This window comes from Ruminobacter amylophilus, from assembly GCF_900115655.1.
GTDB classification, from domain to species: Bacteria; Pseudomonadota; Gammaproteobacteria; order Enterobacterales; family Succinivibrionaceae; genus Ruminobacter; species Ruminobacter amylophilus.
This window is the reverse complement of sequence record NZ_FOXF01000031.1, coordinates 19,878-28,680: the sequence shown is the minus strand read 5'-3', so window position 1 is coordinate 28,680 and position 8,803 is coordinate 19,878. Positions and strand designations below refer to the sequence as shown.

The following is an 8,803-nucleotide window of genomic DNA, read 5'->3' as shown; positions in this document are numbered from 1 at the left end:
TAATAGATTAAATTCTTAATGATTAAGTAGCAATAAATACTACTTTTTTTTAAATTATCGATCACAATTTAGAATTAAAATACAATTTTATATGCATTTTTTTGCATAATGCGAAACTTGGTCATCTTAAAATTAAAACAACAGCTCATTACCCATTCAGATTTCCGAAAACACATCAGAAAATTCTATACTATCATCTATATGGTATAATAAGTACAGAAACGGATTATTCAACAAGCATGCGGCACATTATGTATGAACCCTACGCTGTCCGTGTTTTCATAACAATCAGACAAATAATAAAGGATTCCATCCATTCATGGCTATTTTAGAACTGTTATATTATCCTGATGAAAAGCTTCATCAGGCTTCCTCTCCAGTAACCGAATTTAATGATGAACTCAAAAAGCTGGTTACCGACATGTTTGAAACAATGTACGCAGATGAAGGTATCGGACTAGCCGCCCCGCAAATCAATGTATTCAAAAGAATTGTAGTTATAGATGTTGTAAATGAACGCAAACCTGAAGATCAGCTGGTTCTCATCAACCCAGAATTCATATCCAAGGAAGGGACAACAGGCATAGACGAAGGATGTCTTTCAGTTCCCGGACTCAGAGGAAAAGTTGAAAGAGCAGAAAAAGTAACAGTAAAAGCTCAGAATCTCAATGGTGAATTCTTTGAAATCAATGCGGATGGACTGTTGGCAATCTGTCTGCAGCACGAAATTGACCATTTAAACGGCAAGCTGTTTATTGATTATCTGTCACCTCTCAAGAGAAACATGTATCGTTCAAAAGCAAAGCTGCTAGCAAAAGAAAGAGAAAGACAGAAAAAGCAGCAGGACTAGTCACCATTGAAACAAAGCAGCTGATTTAGACTTAATCTTGTTCATTAGGGTTTTTCACCAGACGGAGCAATCTAGACATGAAAATTTTATTTGCCGGCACACCGGATTTTGCCGCAGTACATCTGCAGAAACTTATAGACTGTAATGCAGACATCTGCGCAGTATTAACACAGCCAGACCGCCCGAAAGGAAGAGGTCATCATCTTGCCCCGTCTCCAGTAAAGGAAACAGCTCTCAAGGCCGGTATACCCGTATACCAGCCGGAAAAATTACGTAACAACGAAGAAGCAATCAGGATCATACAGGAACTTGGGGCAGATCTGATGATTGTTGTGGCATATGGTCTGATTCTGCCTGATGAGGTTATCTATGCTCCACGTCTCGGTTCCATAAATGTTCACGGTTCAATACTGCCTCGCTGGAGAGGCGCAGCACCGATTCAGCGCTCTCTGTGGGCAGGAGATCCTGATGCCGGCGTAACAATCATGAAAGTCGCAACAGAACTTGATTCTGGAGATATTATAAAAATTGCGACACTGCCGATCACCGAAGAAGACACTTCTCTTTCTCTTTACGAAAAGCTGGCGGTTCTCGGTGCGGAAACACTGTGCGGAATGCTTGATAACATGGAAGAAATGATAAGCCATGCCATTCCTCAGAATCCTGAACTTGTCACATATGCCAAAAAGCTAAGCAAAGAAGAAGCCTTGCTTGATTTCAATCTTGATGCATCAACACTTGAAAGATATATAAGAACATATATTCCATGGCCTCTTGCATATTTTTCACTTGATGAAAACATCATCAAGGTACACAAAGCTCAGGTTCTCAACGAACAGACCAACAAAACTCCGGGCGAAATTGTCAGCGCCGGAAAAGACGGCCTTGATATTGCCACTGCCAACGGAATTCTCAGAATCAAAGAACTCCAGCTTCCAAATAAAAAAGCAATGGGCTTTGCTGATGTCTACAACTCAAAGAAGGACATGTTTAAACCAGGCAGGATGGTTAATGCATGATCAGTACTAAAAACCCCAGAGTCATTGTAGCTGAAATACTGACCGAAGCCCTCCATGAAGAACAGCCACTTATGGCCACAGTTAAACTCAAAGCCAAAAAGCTGTCTGTATCGGATGCGTCTTTTCTTAAAGAACTGGTGAACGGCATCCTGCGCAACAAGCTGTTCCTTGAAGGCATCCTTGATATATTGCTTGAAAAACCGTTCAAATCAAAATCAATAAAAGCTAAATATGCAATTCTTGCAGGGCTTTATCAGCTGGCTTTTCTGAATACTCCTAATCATGCAGCCGTCAATGAAACGGTTAAAGCTGTCGGAGAGTTAGGTTTTGATACGCTGAAAGGGCTGACCAACGCAGTAATGCATGGTTATCTTAGAAAAAAAGCAGAGATAGATGAACGGTTAAATAAATCATATGAAACAAAGTACTCCTTCCCGCAGTGGCTTATTTCCGACATAAAATCAGCCTATGGCAAATCTTTGGGCTCCATACTTGAACAGTCCAATAATCATCCTCCTTTAACAATAAGAATCAATACTGCCAAAGTATCGCTGTCAGATTACATTAATCTTCTGGCAGAAAAAGGATTAGCCGGAACCCCGGTTGAAGGCGTTCCCTGCGCATTAACAGTTACTCCTGCCGTTAACGCTGAAGAACTGCCTCTTTTCAAAGAAGGATTTGTATTTATTCAGGACGCCGCCGCTCAGCAGGCCGCTATTTTTTTGGATCCTCAGCCAGGTGAAGTAATACTCGATGCGTGCGCGGCACCAGGTGGAAAAACAACTCATATTCTGGAAATATGCCCTGAAATAAAAGATCTCGTAGCACTTGATCTTGATGAAGGACGACTTAAAAGAGTCAAAGATAATCTGCATCGACTCGGACTTGAAGCCAAAGTTATTGCTGCCGATGCATCATCAAAAGACCATTCATGGAGTCCTTACCCGCAATTTGACAGAATACTTCTTGATGCACCATGCTCTGCCACAGGAGTTATAAGACGCCATCCCGATATAAAGTGGCTGCGTACTCCAGAAGAAATTAAGAGTATAGTTAAACTTCAGCGAGAAATTTTGGAAAATATGTGGCAAATGCTGAAATCAGGTGGCATTATGCTGTATGCAACATGTTCAATTGAACCGGTAGAAAACACTCTTCAGATAAAACAATTCTTGTCTGAGCATAAGGATGCTGAGCTCATTCCTCTGAAACAGGATGAATCAGCAGATAATCCCGGACTGCAGATTCTTCCGGGACAAAACAGCATGGACGGTTTTTTCTACGCTAGATTAAAAAAGAATTTTGTTTATTAAATAATCACACCGGAGTACAGCCATGAAGATAATCATTTTAGGTGCCGGACAGGTTGGATCCGGGCTGGTGGAATATCTGGTTAATGAAAATAACGAAATAACTCTTGTTGATCAGAATTATGAAAGGCTGCAATTAATCAAAAACAGGTTTGATATAAAAGTAGTGCAGGGATATGCTTCTTATCCCGCCACACTGAGAAATGCTGACGCCGACAATGCTGATCTTCTCGTGGCTGTAACCGATTCAGATGAAATAAACATGTTGGCATGTCAGCTTGGGTATTCCCTGTTCAAAATTCCGCAAAAGATAGCACGTATACTCAATCATGATTACCTGTCAGAAAAAGATCTTCTTTTCACCGATAACGCCATTCCCGTGGACAACATTATTGCTCCGGAAAATCTGGTAATGCAGGAAATTGTCAAGCTTATCGAATACCCAGGAGTTACTCAACTGACAGAATTTGCCGACGGCAGACTTTGCATGGCCTCAGTAAAAGCTTACTACGGGGGCTCCATTGTCGGAAGTTCAGTAAACAATCTTTCCAAATACATCAGTAATGCAATTATCAAGATTGTCGCAATCTATCGTCAGGATAAGCTAATCAATCTTAACCCTAACACTGTTATTGAAGCAGGTGATGAGGTTTATTTTATTGCCGCCAAAGGTCATGTAAGACTGATGACCTCAACACTGCAGAAACTTGAACCACCATACAGACGTATCATGATCGTCGGAGGTGGAAATATTGCCCGAAACCTGGCATTGAACATATGCAAAAAATACAGCGTAAAACTCATTGAAACCAATTCTAAAAACGCAGCCTCTTTAGCTGACGAATTCGATAAAACCTCTGTTGAAGTATTCTGTTCAGATCCTTCAGATCAGAATTTCCTCACAGAGGAACACGTAGATATGATGGATTTGGTTATATCCGTTACTGATAACGATGAAACGAACATTATGTCTGCACTGCTGGCCAAAAAGCAGGGCGCCAAAAAGGCCATAGTATTAATACAGAAATACGCCTATATCAACCTGCTGTCAAATAATGCAATCGACATATATATTTCTCCAGGTGATGCCACGATCTCGGCACTGCTGACAAACATCCGCAGAAACGGAATCATTAATGTAAAAACATTAAAACACGGTCTGGCTGAAGGTCTTGAAATAAAGCTGTCGGGAGACTATTCGCACAGCAATGTTATCGGCAGATATGTAAAAGATCTTAAACTGCCTCAGGGAATATCCATCTGTGCCGTCGCAAGAGAAAATGAAATGCTCATTCCGGATGATAAAACCACATTACAGGCTAACGATACAGTGGTATTCTTTGTTTCAGAAAAGAAAAACATCAGGGAACTCATCAAACTGACCTCACCTAAAGCCACTTTCTTTTCAGCACTATCGTCAAAAGCAAATTAACCGATAGGGATAAACCAAAATGATTAATTACAGAATTATTTTATCATTTATAGGCAATACTCTTATTTTATTGTCAATAATCATGGTTATCCCTTTAATGTATGCGTTTATTACCGTGTCCAGAGGCAGTGCGGAATTTCTTGCCAGCATGGTTATCACAATGATTACCGGACTGCTGATTAAAAATCTGACCAAAAATCACAGTATGACCATGACCATCAGGGACATGTTTTTATTCACCACAATGTTGTGGGTCACCATAGTCATATTTGCGGCAATTCCTATTCACCTCATAATGAGAACAGACCTGCTTTCATCATGTATTGAAACGGCTGCTGCAGTATCAACATCAGGAAATACAGTAATTGGAAATGTGGATCTGATCCCCGGTTCAATACTCATATGGAGATCCATGCTGCAATATCTTGGAGGCATCGGCTTCATCGCGGTAGGTATCGCAATTCTCCCAAATCTGAACGTCGGTGGTATGAAACTGTTCAGTACAGAAAGTTCCAAGGAATCAACCGATAAGGTAATGCCTAAATCAAAAACACTGGCAACAGGCATGGTTATAACTTATCTGGGGCTTACCCTTCTGGCCTATGTTGTGTACTATTTTCTCGGTATGTCTTCTTTTGATGCCTTCAACCATGCCCTGACATCTCTTTCTACAGGGGGAATGAGCACGCATCAAAGCTCAATGAACTACTTTTCGCCGACAATTCACTGGGCCGTAATACTGTTCATGTTTCTTGGAGCACTTCCGTTCCCTCTCGTATTCCTTGCCATACACGGACATCTGAAAGAGCTTTTATCCGATGCTCAGGTAAGAGGATTCATGGCACTAATCATAGTCGTTTCGCTTGTAACCACACTGAGTCTGGTTTTTTCAGAAGACTATCCTGTCGCCGATGCATTCAGAGTTGCCTTGTTCAACACAGTCAGCGTTATATCAACAACAGGATATTCTCTTGAAGATTACAGTAATTACAATGACTTCATCACCATGCTGTTTTTCTTCCTGATACCTTTGGGTGCATGTTCCAGTTCCACATCCGGAGGGCTGAAAATATTCCGTCTGCAGATAGGTTTTATTCTTTTCAAACGTCAGATCAAACAGTTGATGCATCCTGCAGCCATATTCCCGCAGAAATATAATAATCAGCCTGTTAACGACGTCATCATCCGCTCAATAATAACTTTTTTCTGTGCCTATTTCATTGTAGTCTTTGTAAGTTCACTGCTACTGTGTCTTTCAGGTTTCGGTATGCTTGATGCACTTTCAGCCACAATGGCATGCATGTCCAATTTAGGTATTGGATTAGGACCTAATGTCGGACCTAATGGAGACTTCAGTGTTTTAACTGACTGGCAGAAAATCATCCTATGCTTTGATATGATTACCGGGCGCCTGGAAGTTTTAACTATTCTTATCTGTTTTGTACCTAGTTTCTGGAAGGTATAGTCTTAAATTACACTCACTTTCCGATATAAACTCAGCCGGAGAATAAATAACAATCTGACGTTTATCAACAGGATGAAAAAAAGACAGATAACAGGAGTGCAGCTCGAGTCTGTCCTTACATTCATCCGTAGCCAAACCATACAGTCTGTCATTACAAATCGGGTACCCGAATGTCTGCAGATGCAGTCTCAGCTGATGAGTTCTTCCGGTATGAGGTTCAAGCATTACTACGGTTTTATTGTGCCTGAAATCCCTACAGATTACCCGAAAGAACGTCAGTGCTTTTTTTCCTTCAGCATAATCGACTTTATGTATAGGAGCACTTGTAAGAGCTGATTTGGACCAGTCTCTACTCATTGGATAAGCTAAAGCTCCCCATTCCTCTCTGATTATACCTTCACATCTTGCCACATATCTTTTCTGAGGAATTCTGTTACGGAACTGCTCACTTAATACGGCATTGGCGGATTTGTTTCTTGAAAAAAGTATGACTCCTGATGTTGCAGTATCCAGCCTATGCACCGGATTCACATCTGGATACAGTTCTCTCAATCTTAATGTAAGAGAATCATCAGACTGCTTTCCAGGCACTGAAAGAAGACCAGAAGGCTTATCAGCAACAAGAATATCATCATCGATATACAGGATATTCAGTGGTGTATCAGGAGGATTATATTCATAACGCTGTCTTTCAGTTATCATTTTTGATTACTCGTTCGGTGTATCTACTAACTTTTTACCGCTTAAGTTTATCAGAAAAAAATTCCAGCGGCATACACATGAGACAAATCTGTTTCACGTAAAATAAAAGGCGTGACAGGTTTACAGCCGTCACGCCCGTTTATCCACCAAAAAATTAGGAATCAATACTTCTTATTCAATGCCATCTGCTGATCTCTCTTTCTCTTGCGATCTGCTCTGACTCTGCTTAGCCAGTACACAAAAGTACAAATGGAAACAATAAACACGATTATGGTTGCCAAAGCATTGATTTCTGGATTCAGACCTCTTCGTACCTTTGAAAACACCAGTACAGGAAGGGTTGATGAATTAGGTCCAGCAACGAACTGAGTAATCACCAGATCATCCATAGACAGAGTAAACGCCAATAACCATCCAGAAACAATTGCAGGCATAATTGACGGAAGTATTATGGTGAAAAAGGTCTTTATAGGTCCGGCTCCAAGATCGAGAGCCGCTTCTTCAATGGAATTATCCAGTTCACGCATACGGGAGCGCACAACAACGGTAACATATGCGGATGTGAGAGTAACCATGGAAATCCATATTGTCACCATACCCTTTTCAGGCCACCCCAGAATATTTGCCATAGCTACAAACAGCAAAAGCATTGACAGACCGATAATAACATCAGGCAGAACCATAGGAGCCGTTATAAAAAGAGCAAACATGGATTCACCTTTAAAACGTCCGATCTTCACCAAGACAATGGCGGCCAGTGTTCCGATAATCACAGACATTGAAGCCGAACTGAATGCGATAATGAGAGAATTAAGCACGGCATCTATCATCTGACGATCACTAAAAAGCTCAAAATACCACTTGACCGAAAAACCACTCCAGATAGTAACAAGCTTTGATTCATTAAATGAAAAAACTATCAGTGTGACAATGGGCAGATACAGAAACAAAAAACCTAAACTAAGGAACACAAACTTAAGAATATTGCTTCTGGTAAATTTTGAGTATTTTCTGCTCACAGGCGTATTTTCAGCTTTTACGGCCGGAGCTGTGGAATTTTCTTTAATTTCTTCAGCCATTATCTTGCTCCTTGAGTTATCTCTTTACGCTGTGTTTTATAAAAGAGAACAATAGGTATAACGAGAATAAGCAGCATTATGGTTGCCAAAGCCGCAGCCAAAGGCCAGTCTCTTGTCATAAAGTATTCATCCCAAATGGTTCGACCAATTAGATTTGCTCCCGGACCGCCCAAAAGTTCCGGAATGATATATTCACCAACAGCCGGGATAAATACCAGCATCGAACCGGCAATAATGCCACTGTATGTCTGAGGAACAAACAGACTGAAGAAACATTTTGTCGGCCGACATCCTAAATCATACCCTGCTTCAATTAGAGTATAGTCAACCCTCACAATAGCTGTGTAAAGAGGCAGAATCATAAATGGCAGATAAGCGTATACAATACCAATATACACCGCTATGTCCGTGTGAAGAAGCTGTAAAGGCTCGTCTATAACATTAAGCCACTGTAAAAAACTGTTGAGATACCCTTCCGGTTTGAGTATGCCCATCCATGCATAGATTCTTATAAGGAAGGAGGTCCAGCTTGGCATGATAACCAGCATCAGCAGAGCATTACGTACTGAACTTTTAGAAGTGGCTATAGCCCAGGCCATCGGGTAACCTATCAGCAGACACAGTAAAGTGGATATAAGTGCAATCTTAATGGATTTAAGATATGAATACAGATATGTCGAATCCTCAAAAATACTTACGTAATTTCCAAGATATGCACTGAAATTCAACTTAAACTCTTCTGCATCATAAGAAAACAGGGAAGTATAAGGAGGTACACTGTCATCCAGACTTTCTGCGAAACTGATCTTTAAAATAATCAGGAACGGCACAAAGAAAAACAGCGCCATCCACAGATAAGGCAGGGCTATAACTGCATATTTATGCCAGCCGCTCAGCCTTTTCTGTCTCTTGTTAATTTTTGAAACTTTATTCTGCATTTCAGGAA

Annotated in this window: 8 protein-coding genes; 5 read left to right on the top strand and 3 right to left on the bottom strand. The window is 40.7% G+C overall.

Annotation, left to right across the window (positions count from 1 at the left end; genetic code table 11):
• The first annotated feature begins 319 nt into the window (after window positions 1–319).
• The 5 genes from def to BMY80_RS08100 all read left to right on the top strand — a co-directional run bounded on the left by def (window position 320) and on the right by BMY80_RS08100 (window position 6,076).
• The gene (def, locus tag BMY80_RS08120) at window positions 320–850 is read left to right on the top strand and encodes a peptide deformylase (RefSeq protein WP_031578508.1); all 531 of its coding nucleotides are present in this window, start codon (window positions 320–322) and stop codon (window positions 848–850) included.
• A 77-nt stretch (window positions 851–927) separates the two neighbouring features.
• Window positions 928–1,869, top strand: coding sequence for a methionyl-tRNA formyltransferase (fmt, locus tag BMY80_RS08115; RefSeq protein ID WP_093142650.1), 942 nt, complete (start codon window positions 928–930; stop codon window positions 1,867–1,869).
• Complete coding sequence (gene rsmB, locus BMY80_RS08110) at window positions 1,866–3,182, top strand: 16S rRNA (cytosine(967)-C(5))-methyltransferase RsmB (RefSeq protein WP_093142647.1); 1,317 nt, start codon at window positions 1,866–1,868, stop codon at window positions 3,180–3,182. The genes fmt and rsmB overlap by 4 nt, the downstream gene beginning before the upstream one ends.
• A gap of 22 nt (window positions 3,183–3,204) precedes the next feature.
• Entirely contained in the window at window positions 3,205–4,611 is a 1,407-nt protein-coding gene (trkA, locus tag BMY80_RS08105) for a Trk system potassium transporter TrkA (protein ID WP_031578505.1), read from the top strand.
• A 19-nt stretch (window positions 4,612–4,630) separates the two neighbouring features.
• Window positions 4,631–6,076, top strand: a complete 1,446-nt coding sequence (locus BMY80_RS08100; protein ID WP_031578504.1) for a TrkH family potassium uptake protein — start codon at window positions 4,631–4,633, stop codon at window positions 6,074–6,076.
• Here the strand turns inward: BMY80_RS08100 and BMY80_RS08095 are convergent.
• The 3 genes from BMY80_RS08095 to BMY80_RS08085 form a co-directional block, all read right to left on the bottom strand.
• Window positions 6,032–6,778 (bottom strand): RluA family pseudouridine synthase, encoded by a 747-nt coding sequence (locus BMY80_RS08095; RefSeq protein WP_031578503.1) that lies wholly within the window; start codon window positions 6,776–6,778, stop codon window positions 6,032–6,034. The genes BMY80_RS08100 and BMY80_RS08095 overlap by 45 nt on opposite strands.
• 161 nt (window positions 6,779–6,939) lie before the next feature.
• Window positions 6,940–7,857: an ABC transporter permease subunit gene (locus BMY80_RS08090; RefSeq protein ID WP_084155378.1), complete on the bottom strand. Its 918-nt coding sequence runs from the start codon at window positions 7,855–7,857 to the stop codon at window positions 6,940–6,942.
• Window positions 7,857–8,795: an ABC transporter permease subunit gene (locus BMY80_RS08085; protein ID WP_093142644.1), complete on the bottom strand. Its 939-nt coding sequence runs from the start codon at window positions 8,793–8,795 to the stop codon at window positions 7,857–7,859. Before BMY80_RS08085 ends, BMY80_RS08090 begins: the two co-directional genes overlap by 1 nt.
• Between the last annotated feature and the right edge of the window lie 8 nt (window positions 8,796–8,803).